Genomic DNA, 18,994 nt, shown 5'->3' with positions numbered 1-18,994 from the left:
GGGTATGCGCAAGCGGGCTGGCTCAGGCGGCGAAGGTCAGGACGGGACCCGTTCGCCGAAATAGCTACCGCTTTGTCATCCTCGCCCGCACCACGATCAACACCACACCGGCCACCGCTGCCAACACACCCAGCACCGACAAGCTCCAGCCGCCAATCGCCGTCTGGCCATGCGACGCGATCCCGAGGATCAATGCGAACAGCCCGCCGTAGATCAGGATCCAGGCGATCGTGTCCATTCGCGCCAGAGTGCGCTCAGCCGTCATCAGAAAGCCTCCTCGGGCATCGTGGCGCATGTGGGGTCGCGCGTTTCCACCGGGCGCAGCCAGGCGCCGATCTTCGGCAGTTCGTAGTGGAAGAAGTAACGCGCCGCGCGCACCCTGCCCTCGTCCGCCGGCCGCGTGCTTGCCGCCGGCAGCGCCAGCACCACGTCGAGCCAGGTCCACGCGATCACCAGGTGGCCGAAGGCCTGCATGTAGGGTACCGCGTTGGCCAGCGCCTCGCCGGGATTGGCCGTCGCCCACGCCGCTTTGGTTGCAGCGCCCACCTTCTGCAGCGCCTGGCCCAGTGCATTGGCATCCTCGGCGAACTGCGCTTGCTGGATGGCGCGCTCGATCGTGGCATTGATGCGATGCGCCAGCAGCAGCAGGCCCTTGCCGCCCTCCATCACCACCTTGCGCCCCAGCAGGTCGGCGGCCTGGATGCCATGCGTGCCTTCGTGGATCATGTTCAGGCGGTTGTCGCGCCAGTACTGCTCCACCGGAAAGTCGCGCGTGTAGCCATAGCCACCGTGGATCTGGATCGCCAGCGAATTGGCTTCCAGGCAGAACTCGCTGGGCCAGCTCTTGGCCACCGGCGTCAGCACTTCCAGCAGCACGCGCGCTTCTTCGGCAGCCTCGGGCGTGCCGGTGTGCTGTTCGTCGACCAGCCGCGCGCATTGCAGCAACAGCGCCAGCGCGCCTTCGCAGTACGACTTCTGGGCGAGCAGCATCCGCTTGATGTCGGCGTGCTCGATGATGCGGATCTGCGGCTGGGTCGGGTCCTTACCGGCGGGCCCGACGGGTCGGCCTTGCGGTCGGCTCTTCGCGTAATCCAGCGAGGCGTAATAGCCCGCGAGTCCCAGCGAGGTGGCGGCCAGGCCGATGCCGATGCGCGCCTCGTTCATCATGTGGAACATGCAGCGCAGGCCTTCGTGCGGCTTGCCGACGAGATAGCCGATCGCGCCAGCGCCGCCGCGCACGGGGTACTTGCCCTCGCCGAAATTGAGCAGCGTGTTGGTCGTGCCGCGCCATCCCAGCTTGTGATTGAGACCGGCGAGTGCCACGTCGTTGCGTTCGCCCGTGAGCTGTCCGTCCAGGCCCACCAGCTTCTTGGGCACGATGAACAGCGAGATGCCGCGCGTGCCCGGGATCAGCTTGCCGTCGGGGCCGGGAATCTTGGCGAGCACGAGATGCACGATGTTCTCGGCCAGCTCATGCTCGCCGGCCGAGATCCACATCTTGTTGCCCTTGAGGCGATAGCGCGGCCCGAGCGGATCGCTGTCGAAGTCGGCGCCAGCGGGCGTGGCGCGCGTCGTGATGTCCGACAGCGACGATCCCGCCTGCGGCTCCGACAAGGCCATCGTGCCGGAGAAGCGGCCCGCGAACTCGTTGCGCGCGAAGACTTCCTTCTGCGCCTCGGTACCGTGCACCAGCAGCAGGTTGGCGTTGCCCTTGGTGAGCATCCCGCTGCCTATGCTGACCGACGCAGTGGCGAAGAAAGTGCCGGCCGCCGCCTCGATGGTGTAAGGCAGCTGCATGCCGCCCTCTTCGTAATCCTGTGCGGCGCTGAGCATGCCGGAGGCGACAAAGGCCTCGTGCGCTTCGTGCGTGGCGCGCGGCAGGATCACCTTCTCGCCGTCGAACCGCGGCTCCTCGGTATCGACCAGGCGATTGAAGGGCGCGTACTTGTCGCGGGCGATGCGCTCGCAGGTATCGAACACCGCATCGAAGGTCTCGCGCGAATGATCGGCAAACCGGGCGCGCTCGTTCAGGCGCTCGGCGTGCAGCCACTCGTAGAGGAGGAAGTCGAGCGTGGGGCGGAGGGAGGACATTTGGAACTTCAGGGCGGTAGTGAGCGCCGTGCATGCGACATGCAGATTGAACGCAGAAGTCGCGGAAATGATGCAGAAGTCGCAGAAAAGTCAGAAGGAAAACCTTTGATGAATTCCTTCTGCGATTTCTGCGTCACTTCTGCGTCTTCTGCGTTCAAGACTGTTCGCGAATTCACAGCACTTCGAAAACGCCCGCCGCCCCCATCCCGCCCCCGATGCACATCGTCACCACCACCCGCTTCGCTCCGCGGCGCTTGCCCTCGATCAGCGCATGCCCCGTCAATCGCTGCCCCGACACACCGTACGGGTGGCCGACCGCGATGGCGCCGCCGTTGACGTTCAGGCGGTCGGCGGGGATGCCCAGCTTGTCGCGGCAGTAGAGCACCTGCACCGCAAAGGCTTCGTTCAGTTCCCACAGGTCGATGTCCTGCACCGTCAGCCCCAGGCGCTTCAGAACCTTGGGCACGGCGAACACCGGGCCGATGCCCATTTCGTCGGGCTCGCAGCCGGCGACCGCGAAGCCCAGGAAGCGGCCCATCGGGGTGAGCTTGTTGCGGGCTGCGTACTCCTCGCTCACCACCACGCAGGCGCCCGCGCCATCGGAGAACTGGCTCGCATTGCCGGCGGAGATCACGCCGCCCGGCAGCGCCGGCTTGATGCCGCTGATGCTTTCCTTGGTCGTGCCTTCACGCAGGCCTTCGTCCTTGCTCACCGTCACTTCCTTGGTGATCAGGCCCATCACTGCATCGGCCACGCCGGCCTTGACCGTGATGGGTGCGATCTCGTCCTTGAACTTGCCGGCTTCCTGCGCCGCGCACGCCTTCTGCTGGCTGGCGGCGCCGTATTCGTCCATCTGGTCGCGACCGATGTGGTAGCGCTTGGCCACCTGTTCGGCCGTCTGCAGCATCGACCAGTAGATCTCCGGCTTTTTCCGGTCCAGGGACAGGTCGCGCAGCATGTGCTGGTTCATCTCCTGCTGCACGCAGGAAATGCTCTCGACGCCGCCGGCCACGTACACCTCGCCCTCGCCCGCGATGATGCGTTGCGCAGCCAGCGCGATGGTCTGCAGGCCCGAGGAACAGAAGCGGTTGACCGTCACGCCGGAGACGGTGATCGGCAGGTCCGCCATCAGCGCGATCTGGCGCGCGATGTTGGCGCCGGTGGCGCCCTCGGGATTGGCGCAGCCCATGATCACGTCTTCCACGGCATCGCCGGGGACCTTGGCGCGCTTGAGCGCTTCGCGCACGGCATGGCCGCCCAGCGTGGCGCCGTGCGTCATGTTGAACCCGCCCTTCCAGCTCTTGGTCAGGGGCGTGCGGGCGGTGGAGACGATGACGGCGTTGCTCATGGAAGGCCTTTCAGGTGCTGTCAGGGGGCCGGCGCATTCAGGTTGCGCAGCAGTTGGTGATAGAAGCGAACCAGCTCGCCCAGGTTGGCGGCGCTGATGCGTTCGTTGGTGCCGTGGAAGCGCGGCAGGTCTTCCGGCCTGGCGCGCACCGGCGAGAACCGGTAGACGTGGTCGCTGATCGCCGCGAAGTAGCGCGAGTCGGTCGCGCCGATCATCAGGCCCGGCGCGACGATGGTGCCCGGGAACAACGAGCGCACCGTGCGATTGATCAATTGATAAGAGGCCGATTGCGTGGGCGACACCGGTGACGCTTCGGCGCTTCCGGGTAGCGCGCTCAGGTCGAAGCGCTCGCCGGTGTCGCGGCGCACATGCGCCATCACGGCGTCGCGCGTGTCGCCGGGCAGCAGGCGGAAGTTGACCGTGGCCTGCGCCTCGCCCGGGATCACGTTGTCCTTGTTGCCGGCGTTGACGATGGTCAAGGCAGTGGTCGTGCGCAGCATGGCATTGGTGCTCGCGCCTTTTTCCAGTTGCCTTTGCACCAGCGGCCCGAACAGCCACAGGTTGGACAGCGCCACCCGCTGGAAGCCACCGAGCTCCGGCGCGATGGTCTCGAACATCTCGCGCGCGACGCCGCGGATGGTGCCGGGGAGCTGGTCGTCGTCGAGCCGGCGCAGCGCCGCGCTCATCATGCCGATGGCGCTCTCGCCCGCGAGCGGCGGCATCGACGAATGACCCGGCGTGCCCGACACCTTCATCACCACCGAGAGGAATCCCTTCTCCGCGATGCCGACCAGGGCGGCCGGTTGCTTCAGGCCCGGCATCACGCCCTCGGTGATCAGCAGGCCTTCGTCGATCACGAAGTCGAGCCGCACCTGGCGCTCCTGCAGCAGCTTGACGATCTGCGCGGCTCCGCGCAGGCCGCTCACCTCCTCGTCGGCCCCGAAGGCGAGGTACACCGTCTCGCGCGGCTGGAAGCCGGAGGCCAGCAGCATCTCCACGGCTTCGAGTTCGGAGACCAGGTTGGCCTTGTCGTCCCAGGCGCCGCGGCCCCAGACGAAGCCGTCCTTCTGTTCGCCCGCGAAGGGCTGCGCCTGCCACTTGGCTTCGGTGCCCGGGGCGATGGGCACGACGTCCTGGTGCGCCATCAAGGCAATCGGCTTGGCCGAAGGATCGCTCCCCTGCCACGTATAGAGCAGGCTCAGGCCATTGACCGTTTCGCGCTTGAGTTTCTGGTGCACCAGCGGAAAGCGCTGTTCGAGGTAGGCATGCAATTGCCGGAACTGCTCCGCGTTCTGGTTCGCGTCTTCCAGCGAGGACACGGTCCGGAAGCGGATCGCACCGGCGAGCTTGTCCGCCACCGCCTGGGTGTCGATGGCGAGCGGCGGCGCCGCGGCCACGTCGACCTGCCGCGAGGGCTGGCGCAGGGTGTTGACGGCCAGGGCGGCTGCGAGGAGCAGCAGCAGGGCGAGAAGAACGAGGACGAGGCGCTTGATCATGGGGATCGTGGATCCCGGCTGCGCCGGGATGACATCCTGGAGGGCCCCCGCGCACGGAGGCCCACCGGAGGTCAGTTGAACGTCTTGCCTTCCTGCGCCAGCTTCAGCAGCAGCGGCGCCGGTTCCCAGAACTTCGCGTCGTCGTGGGGGTTGGTGGCGAAGCGCTTCATCGCGTGGACCACGTTGAACAGGCCGACCTGGTCGGCATAGAGCATCGGGCCGCCGCGGTGGATCGGGAAGCCGTAGCCCGTGATGTAGACCATGTCGATGTCGCCGGCACGGGCGGCGATGCCCTCTTCCAGGATGCGCGCACCCTCGTTCACCAGCGCGAACACCAGGCGCTGCACGATCTCTTCGTCGGCGATCTTGCGCGGCGTGATGCCCAGCGATTCGCGGTGCTGCACCACCATGTCTTCCACCAGCTTCGAGGGAATCGCGTCGCGCTTGCCGGCCTGGTAGTCGTACCAGCCGGCGCCCGTCTTCTGGCCGAAGCGGCCCAGTTCGCACAGCTTGTCGGCGGTGCGCGAATACAGCATGTTGGGCCGCTCCTGCGCGCGCCGCTTGCGGATCGCCCAGCCGATGTCGTTGCCGGCCAGGTCGCCCATGCGGAAGGGCCCCATCGCGAAGCCGAACTTCTCGATCGCCTTGTCCACCTGCTGCGGCGTCGCGCCTTCATCGAGCAGGAAGCCGGCCTGGCGGCTGTATTGCTCGATCATGCGGTTGCCGATGAAGCCGTCGGTGACGCCCGAGACCACCGCGGTCTTCTTGATCTTCTTGGCCAGCGACATCACCGTGGCCATCACGTCCTTGCCGGTCTTGTCGCCGCGCACCACCTCCAGCAGCTTCATCACGTTGGCCGGGCTGAAGAAGTGCAGGCCGACGACGTCGCCAGGACGCTTGGTGAAGGCGGCGATCTTGTTCAGGTCCAGCGTGGAGGTGTTGGACGCCAGGATGGCATCCTTCTTCATCAGGCCGTCGAGCGTCTCGAAGACCTTCTGCTTGACCCCCATCTCCTCGAACACGGCCTCGATCACGAGGTCGGCGTCCTTGATCTCTTCGTACGACAACGTGGTCTTCAGCAGCGCCATGCGCTGCTCGTACTTGTCCTGCTTCAGCTTGCCGCGCTTGACCTGCGACTCGTAGTTCTTGCGGATCGTCGCGATGCCGCGGTCCAGCGCCTCCTGCTTCATCTCGAGGATGGTCACCGGGATGCCGGCGTTCAGGAAGTTCATCGAGATGCCGCCCCCCATGGTGCCGGCGCCGATCACGGCCACGTTGCTGATCTGGCGCTGCTTCGTGTCTTCCGGCACGTCGGCGATCTTGGAGGCCGCGCGTTCGGCCATGAACAGGTGGCGCAGCGCGCGCGACTCGGGCGTGAACATCAGCGCGGTGAAGATCTCGCGCTCGTACCCCATGCCTTCGTCGAACTTCTTCTTCGTCGAGGCTTCGACCGCATCGACGCACTTCGCCGGCGCGGGGAAGTTCTTGGCCATGCCCTTGACCATGTTGCGCGCGAACTGGAAGTAGGCGTCGCCCTGCGGGTGCTTGCTGGGCAGGTTGCGCACCAGGGGCAGCGGCCGCACGTCGGCCACCGAGCGGGCGAAGGCGATGGTCTCTTCCAGCAGCGACTCGGGCGAGGACGCCATCTTGTCGAACAGCTTCTGGCCGGGCAGTTGCGCCAGCATCTCGCTCTTGACCGGCTCGCCGCTGACGATCATGTTCAGCGCCGGCTCCACGCCCAGCACGCGCGGCAGGCGCTGCGTGCCGCCGGCCCCGGGGATCAGGCCCAGCTTCACTTCGGGCAGCGCGATGTTGGCGCCCGGCGCCGCAATGCGGTAGTGGCAGCCGAGCGAAAGCTCCAGGCCGCCGCCCATGGCGACCGAGTGGATCGCCGCGACCACTGGCTTGGTCGAGTTTTCGCAGGCGAGGATCAGGGACAGCAGGTTGGGTTCGGCGGTTGCCTTGGGCGAGCCGAATTCCTTGATGTCGGCGCCCCCCGAGAAGGCCTTGCCCGCCCCGGTGATGACGATCGCCTTGACGGCCGGGTCGGCGTTGGCCCGGTCGATGCCCTCCGCGATCGCAACGCGGGTCGCATAGCCCAGCCCGTTGACCGGCGGGTTGTTCAGCGTGATCACGGCGACGTCGCCATGAACCTTGGTTTCAGCCGTCATGCTGCATCCTTTGGGGTGAGGGAAAAGAACGATCGTTCTTTTTTGCGGATTGTAGGCGCGAGCCGAGGCACGGCAACGGGGGCTTGTCGCGGCAGGGACAAACACGATAGGGCTTGCGGGAAGGATGCGCAAATCCCTGGTCGCCGCAACGAGCGCGGCGGTTCGATCGGCCAATCTCGAACGCAGAAGACGCAGAAGTTACGCAGAAAACGCAGAAGGCTTCAAAGACAGATTTGAACTGGTCTTTTCTGCGTCCTCTGCGTATTTCTGCGTCTTCTGCGTTCGAAACTCTCCGGTCACGCACGCAGCGTGATGCTGGACCACCGTCGCTACACCTCCAGCCATTCCTTGCGCACATGCGCGTCCTCGCGCAGCGCCTGCGGGGTCCCGTCGAACACGATCGTCCCATGCCCCATCACCAGCGCCCGGTCGGAGATCTCCAGCGCGATCGTCAGCTTCTGCTCGATCAACAGCACCGAGACACCCGCCAGCTGCAGGGTCTTCAGATACTGCCCCACCAGCTCGACGATCATGGGCGCCAGGCCCTCGGTCGGTTCGTCGATGATGATCAGGTCCGGGTCGCCCATGAGCGTGCGGCACAGCGTCAGCATCTGCTGCTCGCCCCCTGAAAGCACGCCCGCCTCGGTATGCTGCCGTTCGCGCAGGCGCGGGAACATCTCGTAGACGTCGTCGAAGCTCCAGCGCGCCTCCTGCCCCGTGCGCTTCTGGCCGAGCACCAGGTTCTGGTGCACGGTCAGGCGGGGAAAGATGTCGCGGTTCTCCGGCACGTAGCCCACGCCGAGATGCGCAATCTCGTAGGGCTTGCGGCCGCGGATCTGCTGGTCGCGCCAGATCACGTCGCCGGTGCATTCGACCATGCCCATGATGGCCTTGGCAGTGGTCGAGCGGCCCGAGCCGTTGCGCCCCAGCAGCGACACGATCTCGCCCTCGCCCACGTCGAACTGCACGCCGTGCAGCACGTGGCTCTTGCCGTAGTACGCGTGGAGGTTCTCGATGTACAGCACGTCAGTCCTCTTGCGCGGGGGCGGCACCGAGGTAGGCCTCCTGCACGCGCTGGTTGGCGCGGATGCGCTCGGGCGTGTCGAAGGCGATGATCTCGCCGTAGACCACCACCGCAATGCGATCGGCCAGGCCGAACACCACGCTCATGTCGTGTTCGACCGTCAGCAGCGTCTTGCCCACGGTGACATCCTTGATCAGCGCGATGAAGCGGCGGGTCTCCTCGCGGCTCATGCCCGCGGTGGGCTCGTCCAGCAGGATCACGCTGGCGCCGCCGGCAATGGTGATGCCGACCTCCAGTGCCCGCTGCTCCGCGTACGTGAGGTTCACCGCCAGCACGTCGCGCTTGCGATGCAGGTGGATCATCTGCAGCAGGTCCTCGGTGCGCTCATTGGCGTCGCGCAGCTTGTCGAGGAAGCGGATGAAGCTGTACTTGTAGCCCAGCCTCCAGAGCACGCCGCAGCGCAGGTTCTCGAACACCGACAACTTCGGAAAGATGTTGGTGATCTGGAAGCTGCGCGAGAGGCCGAGCCGGTTGATCTCGAAGGGCTTGCGCCCCTCGATGCGCTGGCCGTGCAGCAGCACCTGGCCGCTGCTGGGTGCGAAGCGGCCGCTGATCAGGTTGAACAGCGTCGACTTGCCGGCGCCGTTGGGCCCGATCACGGCCACGCGTTCGCCCGCCATCACCTGCAGGCTGCAGCCGCGGATGATGTCGGTCTTGCCGAAGGACTTGCGCAGGTCGAGCAGTTCCAGAGCGGGCGTGGACGCAGAGGCCGAGGCGCTCACGGCTTTTCCCTTAGCGCCACTTCGCGCGCGATGTAAGCCTGGATCTCGCCCCACTGCCTGCGGTAGTGGCGTCGCACCACCTCGAACAGGCCGATGCCCGTGGCCATCACCAAGATCGCGCCAAACCAGCTGTCGATGCTCTTCGCGTTGAGCGGCACGCCGACGAAATGCAGTTCGGGCCCGAGCGCCGCATTGAGTTGCAGGTGGTAGACCATCTCGATCATGATGCCGGCGCCGAGCAGCGCCACCAGCGCACAGAAGGCCAGCGCCAGGTAGCTGACCCATAGTTCCTTGAAGCGCCCGAAGGCTGCCACCCGCACGTTCATCATGATCAGGCTGGCGATGCCGCCGGGCGCGTACATCACCATGAACATGAACACCAGGCCCAGGTACAGCAGCCAGGCCCTGGTGAGCTCGGACAGCAGCACGCCGGCCAGCACCATCAGCACGCCGCCGATGATCGGCCCGAAGAAATTGGTGGCGCCACCCAGGAAGGTGAAGAGCAGGTACGCCCCCGAGCGCGGGCCGCTCACCACCTCGGAGGTGACGATCTCGAAATTCAGCGCCGCCAGTCCGCCCGAAATGCCGGCAAAGAAGGCGGCGATCACGAAGGAGAGATAGCGCACCTTCTGCGTGTCGTAGCCGACGAATTCCACGCGCTCGGGGTTGTCGCGCACCGCATTGAGCATGCGCCCGAGCGGCGTGCGCGTGAAGGCGTACATCAGCACGGTGCAGACGAAGGTGTAGAGCGCGATCAGGTAATAGAGCTGGATCTGCGGGCCGAAGCTGATGCCCAGCGGGCTGGGCCCGACCACGCGGTTGCCCGAGATGCCACCCTCGCCGCCGAAGAACTCCGGGAACATCAGGGCCGAGGCCCATACGAGCTCGCCGATGCCCAGCGTGATCATCGCGAAAGGCGTCGCCGCCTTCTTGGTGGTGACGTAGCCCAGGACCACCGCGACCAGCATGGCCGCCAGGCCGCCGACGATGGGGATCAGGCTGACCGGGATCGGCCAGCCCGCCTTGCCCACCAGGTTCAGTGCATGGATCGCGAGGAAGGCGCCCATCCCCGAATACACCGCATGGCCGAAACTGAGCATGCCGCCCTGCCCCAGCAGCATGTTGTACGAGAGGCAGACGATGATGGCGATGCCCATCTGCGACAGCATCGTGTGCGCCAGGCTGGTGTTGAACAGCAGCGGCGCGACCAGGAGCACCAGGGCGTAGGCGCCCCAGATGGCGGAGCGGCCGAACCGGAAGCGATGCGCCATTCCCATCAGCCTTCCCGCGTCCCGAGCAGGCCGCGGGGCCGGAAGATCAGCATCAGCACGAGGAAGACGTAGGGCAGGATGGGCGCGATCTGCGAGATCTTGAGTTTCCACAAGGCGTAGCCGAAGCTCTGGGGCGAGACGCTCACGCCGACCGATTGCGCCGCCCCGACCAGCGTGGCATCGACGCCGACCGCGAAGGTCTGGATCAGGCCGATGGCCAGCGAGGCGACGAAGGCGCCGGCCAGCGAGCCCATGCCGCCGACCACCACCACGACGAAGATCACCGAGCCCACCGTCGCCGCCATGCCCGGCTCGGTGACGAAGGCATTGCCGCCGATCACGCCGGCCAGGCCGGCCAGGGCCGCGCCGCCGCCGAACACCAGCATGAACACGCGCGGCACGTTGTGGCCGAGCGCCTCCACCGTGTCCGCATGCGTGAGCGAGGCCTGGATCACCAGCCCCATGCGCGTGCGCGTGAGCAGCAGCCACATGGCCACCAGCATCAGCACGGCCACCAGCATCATGAAGCCGCGGTACAGCGGGAACTGCGTGCCGTAAAGCGTGAAGAGCGGTCCGCTCAGGATCGCCGGCACGCGGTAGTCGACCGAGCTGGTTCCCCAGATGAGCTGGACCATCTCCAGCACGATGAAGGACAGGCCGAACGTGATCAGCAGTTCCGGCACGTGGCCGTACTTGTGCACCCGCCGCAGCGCGTACTTCTCGAACAGCGCCCCGAGCAGGCCGACCAGCAGCGGTGCAACCAGCAGGGCCGGAAAGAAGCCGAGCAGCTGGGTGCTGCTGTACGCCAGGTAGGCGCCCAGCATGTAGAAGCTGGCGTGCGCGAAATTCAGCACGCCCATCATGCTGAAGATCAGCGTCAGCCCGGAACTGAGCATGAACAGCAGCAGGCCGTAGCTGATGCCGTTCAAGAGCGATATGGTGAAGAACTCCATCCGCGGTGTTTCTTTTCTCTTGTTCTTGTGCTGGGCGCATTCTGCCCCGGCGGTGGGCAAAAAGGGGCTGTGCAGAAGCGGGGGAAAACCAAACATCCGGACGCAGAAGGCGCAGAAACTTCGCAGAAGGCGCAGAAGAAAATCCCTGGAAGGATTCTTCTGCGCCTTCTGCGTTACTTCTGCGCCTTCTGCGTCCGGATATTGGTTTTTAAGAGCTTCCCGTTCAGCCCGCGGAAGGCCGCTTCATCTGGCAGCTGGTGGGCGTGCTGGAGACGTACGGGTCCATCTGCTTGACCGGCACGAAGGTGTAGCCGGTGTTCTCGACGCTGTACTGGCCCTTCGTGGCCTTCTGCCAGCGGGTGATGTACATCGTCTGCTGCAGCTGGTGGTCGGAGGTGCGCATGGTCACGTCGCCCGCGAAGCTCTTGACCGAGAGGCCTTCCATGGCCCTGGCCACCTTCACGGGGTTGGTCGATTGCGCTTTCGCCATGGCCGCCGACAGCAGGTTGATGCCGTTGTAGGTGGCGTAGGTGTAATAGTCGTCGTTGAACTTCTTCTTGAAGTCCGAGGCCATCTGGCCCAGCTCGCCGGTGTGGTTCGCATGGCCGTAGCCCACCACGTACACCTCGCTGTCGCCACCGGCGGCCAGCGCCGTGGGCGTGCCGGTGACCGTGGCGTAGTAGGTGTACATCGGGATCTTCAGGCCCGCGTCGTTCAAGGCCTTGACCAGCAGGGTGAGGTCCTGGCCCCAGTTGCCGGTGACGATGGTGTCGGCACCCGACTGCTTGATCTTGGCGACGTAGGGCGAGAAGTCCTTCACCTGCCCGATCGGATGCAGGTCCTCGCCGACGATCTTCACGTCGGGGCGCTTGCGGCCGATCGCTTCCTTGAAGTACTTGGCGACCTGCTGGCCGTGCGAGTAGTTCTGGTTCAGCAGGAAGACCTTGGTGACCTTGGGCTGGTCCTTCATGAAGGAGGTCAGCGCCTCCATCTTCATCGAGGTGTCGGCGTCCAGGCGGAAGTGCCAGTAGTCGCACTTCTCGTTGGTCATCGAAGGGTCGACCGCGGCGTAATTGAGGTAGACCACTTCCTTGCCGGGATTGCGGTCGTTGTGCTTGGCCACCGCGTCCTCGATGGCGAGGCCGGCGCCCGAGCCGTTGCCCTGCACCACGTAATGGAAGCCCTGGTCGATCGCGGCCTTGAGGGTGTTGAGGCTTTCCTGCGGCGAGCCCTTGTTGTCGAAGCCGACCACCTCGAACCTGACGCCGGCCGGATTTCTGGCGGCGAGCTTCTCGGCGGCGAACTGCCAGCTCTTGAGCTGGTTCTGGCCGACGTTGGCAAACGGCCCGGAGAGCGGATCCATGAAGGCGATCTTCACGGTCTCGCCCTTCTGCGCGAAGGCGGCGCCGCCGGCGACGATCAGGGCCGACGCGGCGACGATCTTCAGGGTGGAGTTCACGGGCTGGTCTCCTGGGAATCAACGACAGGCGCAGGGTACTAGGCTTCCCGCTGCGGGCCGGTCAGGGATTGCACCTAAGGTTTGCATGCTCCGGTTATGCCTGAACTCAAGCCGTCGGCAAGCGATAGTCCTTCAGTTGCTCCCGCAATCGCGTCTTCAACATCTTCCCGGTCGCCCCCAGCGGAATCGCCTCCACGAACACCACGTCGTCCGGCACCTGCCACTTCGCGATCTTGCCCTCGTAGAAGCCAAGCAGTTCCTCGCGCGAGAGCTCCGCCCCGGGACGCTTGACCACCGCCACGATCGGCCGCTCGTCCCACTTGGGATGCTTCATCCCGACGCACGCAGCCATCTGCACGCAGGGGTGCGCCATGGCGATGTTCTCGATGTCGATCGAGCTGATCCACTCGCCGCCGGACTTGATCACGTCCTTGCTGCGATCGGTGATCTGCAGGTAGCCCTCGCCGTCGATCGTGCCCACGTCCCCCGTGGGAAACCAGCCCTCGATCAGCGGATCGCCGCCGTCGCCCTTGAAGTACTCGCGCACCACCCACGGCCCCTTCACGTACAGGTCGCCGAAGGTCTTGCCGTCCCACGGAAGTTCCTCGCCGGCATCGCCGATGATCTTCAGGTCGACGCCGAAGATCGCGCGGCCCTGCTTCAGGCGGATCTTCAGCTGCTCGGGCGCCGGCAGACCAGCGTGCCGGTTCTTCAGCGTGCACAGCGTGCCGAGCGGACTCATCTCCGTCATGCCCCAGGCATGCAGCACGTCGACGCCGTAGTCCTCGCGGAAGGCATCGATCATCGCCGGCGGGCAGGCGGAGCCGCCGATCACCGTGCGCTTCAAGGACGAGAAGCGCAGGCCGTTCTGCTTCAGGTGTCCGAGCAGCATCTGCCACACGGTGGGCACGCCGGCCGCGAAGGTGACCTGCTCGGCCTCCATCAGCTCGTACACCGACTTGCCATCGAGATTCGGACCGGGGAACACCAGCTTGCAGCCATTGAGGGCGGCCGCATACGGAATGCCCCACGCATTGACGTGGAACATGGGCACCACGGGCAGCACGGAGTCGCGGGCCGACAGCCCCATCACATCGGGCAGCGACGCGGCATAGGCGTGCAGAATCGTGGAGCGCTGGCTGTAGAGCGCCGCCTTCGGATTGCCCGTGGTACCGCTCGTGTAGCACATCGACGAGGCGGAGTTCTCGTCGAACACCGGCCAGTCGTACCGGTCGCCCTGCGCGCCTATCCACGCCTCGTAGCTCACGAGATGCGGGATGCCGCTGTCGACGGGCAGCCGGTCGGCCTCGCACAGCGCCACGTACTGCCGGATGCCGGGGCAGCGGGCATGGATCGCCTGCACCAGCGGCAGGAAGCTCAGCTCGAAGCACAGCACCTGGTCCTCGGCGTGATTGGCGATCCAGGCGATCTGGTCCGGGTGCAGCCGGGGGTTCAGCGTGTGCAGCACGCGGCCCGAGCCGCTGACGCCGAAGTACAGCTCCAGGTGGCGGTAGCCGTTCCAGGCCAGCGTGGCGATGCGATCGGAGAACAGCAGCTGCATGCCATCCAGCGCATTGGCGACCTGGCGTGCGCGCCGGGCCACGTCGCGCCACTGGTAGCGATGGAGGTCGCCCTCGACCCGGCGCGAGACGATCTCGCCGTCGCCGTGGTGCCGCTCGGCGTGCGTGATCAGCGCCGAAATCAGCAGCGGTTGGTTTTGCATCAGGCCCAGCATCCTTGGTCTCCTCGCATTCGTGATGGTGCGAATGCTAAACCGCCGGGCTCGCGCGCTATCCCGGTGTTGACCCCACGGGCTGGAAGAACAGCGTGACCAGCGTGCCTTCGTCCACGGTGGAATGCACCTCGATGGCGCCGCTCAAGGCCTGCATCACGCGCTGGCAGAACATCAGCCCCATGCCGCTGCCACCGCTGCCGGCACGCGTGGTGACCGGCTCCCGCGTCAGCTTGGCGAGCACCTCGGGCGGAATGCCCGGGCCGTTGTCGCGCACGCGGATCCACGCGCGGCGGCCGGCCGCACCCTGCGCATCGCGATCGACCTCCAGCACCAGCCGCGGCTGCGCGCGCCCGCGCAAGGCGAGCAGCGCGTTCTTGGCCAGAGTGCACAGCACCAGGTACAGCAGGTCGCGCCGGCCCGGCAGGCGAAAGTCCTGCCGCACGTCCAGCACCACCCAGGAACGCTCGTTCTCCTCGAACGGGAATTCGTCCAGCAGCGCCTCGACCAGGCTGCTGGCGGTGATGGACTGCGGCACGGCGTCCGGGTAGGCGTCGCGCGCGGACTGCACGAAGGTCGAGACCAGCGACTGGCAATAGAGGGCGCGCCGCTCGGCCCGCTCCAGCGCCGCCACCAGCTCGCCGGGGTACTCCTCGCGGAACTGCGCCATGCCCGGCGGCGTCTGCGGCCCGGGCGCGATGTGGCGCGCCGCCACCGAGCCGACGTAGCCGCGCACCGTGGCCAGCGGCGTGTTCAACTCGTGCGCGAGAAATCCAAGTGCCTCGCGCAGCGCCGCGACGCGGCCCTCGTTGACCACCCGTTCCACGGCCTGCGTGCGGTGCTGGGCCAGCGCTTCGCGCAAGGCCTCGCGCGTGGCCTCGCCATCGAGCGGCTTCTCCAGGATGCGCAGCACCTTGCCCTGGTTGACGGCGGCGATCGCCACGTCCTTCTCGGCGTAGGCGGTGGCCAGCAGCCGGATCACGTGGCGGAAGTCGCGCTGCACGGTGCGCAGCAGCTTCATGCCGTCGCGCTCGGGCATGCGGTAGTCGGTGACCAGCACGCCGAATTCGCCGCTGCGCGCGCCCAGGATGGCCAGGGCCTCGTCGGCGCCGCCGGCGGTGACCACGCGGAACTCGTCGCCGAACTCCAGCGCGAACCACTTGCGCGAGGCCGGCTCGTCGTCGACGAACAGGATGGCCGGCACCTCGCCGGAAAGATCGTGGACGGCGCTTCCCATGATCAGCCGGCGCCGGAGCGGGACGATTGCATGGCGCAGTAGACCCGCAAGGCCTCCTCGGTGCGCACGCCCAGCGCCTGCAACTGCGGCAGCCAGTTGCTGCCCGCGGGCCACTCGCCCTGTTCCAGCAAGGGCACGTAGAGCTTGCGCACTTCCTGATAGAGCGCCTGCGCGCCGGCCTCGCCGCTCATGCCCAGCAGCGAATGCAGCGCGTCGATGCTGCCCTGCACGTCGCCCCCCTCCACGGCGCATCGCAGTGTCTCGACCAGGCTCGCCATCTCCGGCACGTAGTCGTCGAGCAATTCCTCCAGCATGCCGAGCCGCCGATAGCTCTCCAGCCGCTGCAGATTGAGCAGACCATCATCCTGCGCCGGCGGCACGGCGGGCCGCTCGCCCGTGTCGCTCGCGGCGGGGAGAGAGGCGCCGCCGCCGATCAGGCGACGCAGCGTGTCATAGAGCAGCAGCGCGTCGACCGGCTTGACCAGGAAGCCGTTCATGCCCGCTTCCGTCGCCGCGGTGACGGCGGGCTCGTCCGAACGGGCGGTCATCGCGATCACCGGCACGGCGGACCAGGACTCGTGCGCCGCCCGGATGGCGCGTGCGGTCTCCAGTCCGTCCATGCCCGGCATGTGCAGGTCGACGATCACTGCATCGATGCCGTCCTGCGCCTGCAGCTGTTCCAGCACCGCCCGCCCGTGTTCCACCTCGATCACGATCGCCGCCGCGTTGCGCAGGTAGGCGGCGATGGCCTTGCGGTTGAAGGCGCTGTCGTCGGCAATCAGGATGCGGCGCCCCGCCAGCCGGCCAGCGGCGCTGCCGCCGGTGACCCCCGGCTGCTGCACGACGTGCTGCAGCGCGCCCAGCAAGGGCAGCTGCGAGCAGGGCTTGCTGACGAAGCCGTCCATGCCGCACTTCAGGGCCTTGGCCCGCGCCAGGTGCGCCGGCTCGCTGGTGTAGGCGACGATGTAGACATGGCGGTTGGGCCCTTCGCCGCGCCGGATCTTTTCCGCCACCGCATAGCCGTCCAGGCCGGGCATGTGCAGGTCCAGCAGAACGATGTCGTACTTGCGCGCCGCCAGCAGTTGCAGGGCGACCGCGCCGTCCTCGGCCTCGACCAGCTCGGTGGTGACCGCCAGCGGCCCGAGCTTCTGCCGGGTCGCGATGCGCTGCACCGGGTCGTCCTCGACGATCAGCAGCCGCTTGCCGGCCAGCACCGTGCGGGCCTGGGCGACGGCCGCGAGCCGATGCTGCTCGCGCTCCTGCTCGCTGACGACCGGGAAGCGCATGGTAAATTCGGTGAATTCACCGGGCACGGAGTCGCAGGCAATCGCGCCGCCAAAGGCGCGCATCACCCGCTGGCAGTAAGCCAGGCCGAGGCCCGTGCCGCCCGACTTGGCCACCGAGCGAAAGGGCTCGAACAGGCCGGCGAGCGCTTCCGGCGCAATGCCCGGCCCGGTGTCGCGCACCTTCACCTGCTGCTCGCCGACCATGATGGTGACCCGCGTGCGCGGATACGCGGCCACATAGTAGAGGGCGTTCTTGATCAGGTTGAACAGCACGAACAGGTAGGCGGTCTCGTCGCCGCGGAAGGTGAAGTCCTCCTTCACCTGCACGCTCACGCAGTCGCGCGCTTCCTCGGGGTCGTAGCTGTATTCCTCCACGGCCTGCTGCACGACCTCGGCGGCCGAGAGGTAGCGGAAGGTCGAAGCATCGATCGGCCGCGCGCTCACCTCGTCGAGCGTCATCGAGATCACCTGCAGCCCGCGCTGCACGGCCTGCTCGCCGCGCGCCAGGTGGCGATAGAGCGCCTGCACCTGCTGCGGCGAAAGTCGCGCCGGCTCGCGCCCGGTGCCGGGTGGCGGCAGCACTTCCTCCATGCTTTCGAGGCTGTGTTTGAGCTGCGCCAGGGGATGCCGCATCTCGTGCGCGATCGAGCCCGCCAGCGCCTGGGTGGCCCGCAGCTTGCGCTCGGCATCGATCTTGTCGGTGTTGGACTTGAACAGCTGGCCGCCGATCAGGATCAGCGCGAAGGCGGGCAATTGCGCCACCAGGTCCATGGGCACGTGCGGGTGCGGCGTGATCAGCACGTAGACGAGCGCGGCGATGGCCGTCCCGGCCAGCACCATCACGATGGTGTTGCGCCAGTCGGTCAGCAGCACCAGGAAGCACAGGATGATGAAGGCGTTGGAGATGTTCGGCACGCCGCCGCCCCGCTCCAGCGCCACCAGCACGGTGAAGCAGGGCAGCGAATAGAGCAGGACGAAATACGAGACCCGGATGTAGTAGGGCTTGAGCTTCACCGGCCACCGGTCGCGCAGCCCCAGCAGCGCGAACAGCAGCACGGCCAGCGCGCGTTCCGCCAGGTCCGCGGTCAGCGAGGCATGAGGCCGCGTGAAGCGCAGGAAGTAGAACAGCACATAGGTGATCGCGCCCAGCACGCCGATGGCCTTCAGGCGCGCCGGACCATAGGAGTGATACTCCTCGTAGTGCTGGAACAGGCGGCGCGCGAACCTGGTCAGCATGGCAGCGCCTCGATCCGCTCACGGCCGGCAAGCAGCCGTTCGACCTGGGCGCGCTCCTCGCGGCTGGCCGCCAGCGCGCGCAGCACCTCGGGGACCTGGCCTTGAATGAGCGAGTAGCTGCCCTGCGCATCTTGGCTCGCGTCCTTCACCAGGACGGAAAAGCCGAAGCGCCGGTACAGGCGGCTCAGCAAGGGCGTGCAGGAAGCGAACAGTTTGTCCACGGGATCTTCTTCGAGCAGGTCCACCAGGGTCAGGAACAGGAAGCGTTTGAGTGAATCCGGCCCGCTGCGAAACCGCGGCGCCAGCACGAGCCGGCCGACTTCCCAGCTGGTTTCCTGCGGGTCGAGGGCGATGCGATGGCGCCGCAGCAGCGCCTCGCAGGGCGCCAGGCCTTGGTCCATCGGCAGGTAGCGGATGGTACCTATGTACTCGCCGAAACGCACCAGGGCGCCGACGACGCCCACCTCGTCTCTTTTTTTTCGCGCAGCGCGAAAGCGGGGTCGTCCAGGGCCGCTGCCGGCAACGCGATCTGCTGTCGCAGCGGCACGACGCGCGCAATCTCGCGCGCACCGCGCAGGCGCCGGAAGCCGACTTCGTGCGGCTGGACATCGGTCGCGGCGGCGGCCACGGTGGTTTCTTCCGCCAGCGACGCACCGGCTTGCGACGGCAGTGCAAACGACTGCTCCGTCGCGGAAAAATCGCTCATTGGTGTTATCCCTCCCAAAGCCGCTTGCGCGGCCTGCGAATTATCCCGTGGGGTCGCGCTACCGGGACAATAAGCGATTCCCCTACTCGGCTCCGGCGGGGCCGCCGGGCGGACAATGCAAACGTCCACGCCAGCCGGCTCGCACACTCCAAGGCGCAGCCGACCCACGAGCCACAGGGCGGGTACCCGGGCATGCTGCGAA

At 66.7% G+C, this 18,994-nt stretch carries 15 protein-coding genes; all 15 read right to left on the bottom strand.

The window, feature by feature from the left end:
- Positions 1–64: 64 nt before the first annotated feature.
- The 15 genes from JWP60_RS05395 to JWP60_RS05325 all read right to left on the bottom strand — a co-directional run bounded on the left by JWP60_RS05395 (position 65) and on the right by JWP60_RS05325 (position 18,792).
- Positions 65–265: a hypothetical protein gene (locus tag JWP60_RS05395; protein WP_299787413.1), complete on the bottom strand. Its 201-nt coding sequence runs from the start codon at positions 263–265 to the stop codon at positions 65–67.
- The gene (locus JWP60_RS05390) at positions 265–2,091 is read right to left on the bottom strand and encodes an acyl-CoA dehydrogenase (RefSeq protein ID WP_299787410.1); all 1,827 of its coding nucleotides are present in this window, start codon (positions 2,089–2,091) and stop codon (positions 265–267) included. Before JWP60_RS05390 ends, JWP60_RS05395 begins: the two co-directional genes overlap by 1 nt.
- Positions 2,092–2,263: 172 nt before the next feature.
- On the bottom strand, positions 2,264–3,439 hold the full coding sequence (locus JWP60_RS05385) for an acetyl-CoA C-acyltransferase (RefSeq protein WP_299787407.1): 1,176 nt from the start codon (positions 3,437–3,439) through the stop codon (positions 2,264–2,266).
- Positions 3,440–3,459: 20 nt separating this feature from the next.
- Positions 3,460–4,965 carry a M20 family peptidase gene (locus JWP60_RS05380; protein ID WP_299787439.1) on the bottom strand — a complete coding sequence of 502 codons (1,506 nt, stop codon included), beginning with the start codon at positions 4,963–4,965 and terminating at the stop codon, positions 3,460–3,462.
- A 41-nt stretch (positions 4,966–5,006) separates the two neighbouring features.
- Entirely contained in the window at positions 5,007–7,106 is a 2,100-nt protein-coding gene (locus tag JWP60_RS05375; RefSeq protein ID WP_299787404.1) for a 3-hydroxyacyl-CoA dehydrogenase NAD-binding domain-containing protein, read from the bottom strand.
- Positions 7,107–7,435: 329 nt separating this feature from the next.
- Positions 7,436–8,131, bottom strand: a complete 696-nt coding sequence (locus JWP60_RS05370) for an ABC transporter ATP-binding protein (RefSeq protein WP_299787401.1) — start codon at positions 8,129–8,131, stop codon at positions 7,436–7,438.
- 1 nt (position 8,132) lies between these two features.
- Entirely contained in the window at positions 8,133–8,912 is a 780-nt protein-coding gene (locus tag JWP60_RS05365; protein ID WP_299787398.1) for an ABC transporter ATP-binding protein, read from the bottom strand.
- Positions 8,909–10,189: a branched-chain amino acid ABC transporter permease gene (locus tag JWP60_RS05360; protein ID WP_299787395.1), complete on the bottom strand. Its 1,281-nt coding sequence runs from the start codon at positions 10,187–10,189 to the stop codon at positions 8,909–8,911. The genes JWP60_RS05365 and JWP60_RS05360 overlap by 4 nt, the downstream gene beginning before the upstream one ends.
- Positions 10,189–11,136 (bottom strand): branched-chain amino acid ABC transporter permease, encoded by a 948-nt coding sequence (locus JWP60_RS05355; RefSeq protein ID WP_299787392.1) that lies wholly within the window; start codon positions 11,134–11,136, stop codon positions 10,189–10,191. Before JWP60_RS05355 ends, JWP60_RS05360 begins: the two co-directional genes overlap by 1 nt.
- Before the next feature lie 223 nt (positions 11,137–11,359).
- A complete protein-coding gene (locus JWP60_RS05350) occupies positions 11,360–12,595 on the bottom strand; it encodes a branched-chain amino acid ABC transporter substrate-binding protein (protein WP_299787389.1) in 1,236 nt (411 codons plus the stop codon).
- Between the two features lie 106 nt (positions 12,596–12,701).
- Positions 12,702–14,330 (bottom strand): 3-(methylthio)propionyl-CoA ligase, encoded by a 1,629-nt coding sequence (locus tag JWP60_RS05345; RefSeq protein ID WP_299787386.1) that lies wholly within the window; start codon positions 14,328–14,330, stop codon positions 12,702–12,704.
- 55 nt (positions 14,331–14,385) lie between these two features.
- Positions 14,386–15,564: a hybrid sensor histidine kinase/response regulator gene (locus JWP60_RS05340; protein ID WP_299787383.1), complete on the bottom strand. Its 1,179-nt coding sequence runs from the start codon at positions 15,562–15,564 to the stop codon at positions 14,386–14,388.
- Positions 15,565–15,566: 2 nt separating this feature from the next.
- Positions 15,567–18,086 (bottom strand): hybrid sensor histidine kinase/response regulator, encoded by a 2,520-nt coding sequence (locus JWP60_RS05335; protein WP_299787380.1) that lies wholly within the window; start codon positions 18,084–18,086, stop codon positions 15,567–15,569.
- Positions 18,080–18,550, bottom strand: coding sequence for an N-acetyltransferase (locus JWP60_RS05330; protein ID WP_299787377.1), 471 nt, complete (start codon positions 18,548–18,550; stop codon positions 18,080–18,082). Before JWP60_RS05330 ends, JWP60_RS05335 begins: the two co-directional genes overlap by 7 nt.
- Positions 18,508–18,792, bottom strand: a complete 285-nt coding sequence (locus JWP60_RS05325) for a hypothetical protein (protein WP_299787374.1) — start codon at positions 18,790–18,792, stop codon at positions 18,508–18,510. The genes JWP60_RS05330 and JWP60_RS05325 overlap by 43 nt, the downstream gene beginning before the upstream one ends.
- Positions 18,793–18,994: the final 202 nt, after the last annotated feature.

The sequence above is a fragment of the Ramlibacter sp. genome (assembly GCF_028291745.1).
In the GTDB taxonomy this organism is placed as follows: Bacteria; Pseudomonadota; Gammaproteobacteria; order Burkholderiales; family Burkholderiaceae_C; genus Ramlibacter.
The sequence above is the reverse complement of the archived record's forward strand: the minus strand, read 5'-3'. Positions and strand labels throughout refer to the sequence as shown.